Here is a 1011-nt window from a genome sequence, read left to right as displayed (position 1 = left end):
CGGCGCAAGGCAGCATGATCACCCCCACGCCCCCCGTTGCGCCCGCCCGTGGATGCACCGAGCGCGCAGCGGCCCTTGACTGGGGCGCAGCCACCGAGGCGCTGCACCAGCGTGGTAACGCCCTGTTGGGCCCGTTGCTCGACGCGTCTGAATGCGCGTCGCTGTCCCGGCTGTACGGCAGCGCGCAAGCTTCCACCTTCCGCAGTCGCGTGGTGATGCAGCGCCATGGCTTCGGCCAGGGCGAATACCAGTACTTCAGCTACCCGTTGCCCGGCGTGGTGGCCGGGCTGCGCGAAGCGCTGTACCCGCATCTGGCCCCTATAGCCGACCAGTGGAACGCCGCCATGGGCATTGGTGTGCGCTATCCCGCCCGGCATGCCGACTTCATTGCCCGGTGCCATGCCGCGGGGCAGGTGCGGCCTACCCCGCTGCTGCTGCAGTACGAGGCGGGCGACTACAACTGCCTGCACCAGGACCTCTATGGTGAGCACGTATTTCCACTGCAGGTGGCGATTCTGTTGTCGCAACCCGCAAGCGACTTCACCGGCGGCGAATTCGTTCTCACCGAGCAACGCCCGCGCATGCAGTCGCGGGTGGAGGTGGTGCCGCTGAGCCGCGGCGACGCGGTGGTGTTTGCCGTGCACCACCGGCCGGTGCAGGGCACGCGCGGCCCCTACCGCGTGCAGATGCGCCACGGCGTCAGCCGCTTGCACAGCGGGCAGCGGCACACGCTGGGCATCATTTTTCACGACGCACTGTCATGAAGCTTCGCCCGTCGCTCCGGTCTGCGCGCTTGGCCGTCGGTACACCGCCGCTGGCCGGGCAACGCTGGCCCCCAGGAAACAATGTCCGCACCAACGCCCGCTTCCTTAGCGGCAGTGGCTGGCCCGTCTGCAATGGAGCGCTGATGCCATGACCCCCAGCCTGTTCGACGATCCACCCCAGCCCGCCCGGCCTGCCGAGGTGCTGGAGCCCGGCGCCATGGTGCTGCGCGGCTTTGCAGGCGCACAG

General features: G+C 68.9%; 1 protein-coding gene. It reads left to right on the top strand.

The genetic code is table 11. The features are described from left to right. Nucleotides 1-14: 14 nt before the first annotated feature. Nucleotides 15-764 carry a 2OG-Fe(II) oxygenase gene (locus tag ACDELDRAFT_RS22975; protein ID WP_005801622.1) on the top strand — a complete coding sequence of 250 codons (750 nt, stop codon included), beginning with the start codon at nt 15-17 and terminating at the stop codon, nt 762-764. The last annotated feature ends 247 nt before the right edge of the window (nt 765-1011 follow it).

It is taken from the genome of Acidovorax delafieldii 2AN, assembly GCF_000175235.1.
GTDB lineage: Bacteria > Pseudomonadota > Gammaproteobacteria > Burkholderiales > Burkholderiaceae_C > Acidovorax > Acidovorax delafieldii_B.
This window is presented reverse-complemented; position numbering and strand designations above follow the sequence as displayed.

Excerpts from the sequence above, each read along its gene's own strand:
- ACDELDRAFT_RS22975 (WP_005801622.1), top strand. The coding sequence starts at position 15 with ATGATCACCCCCACGCCCCCCGTTGCGCCCGCCCGTGGATGCACCGAG.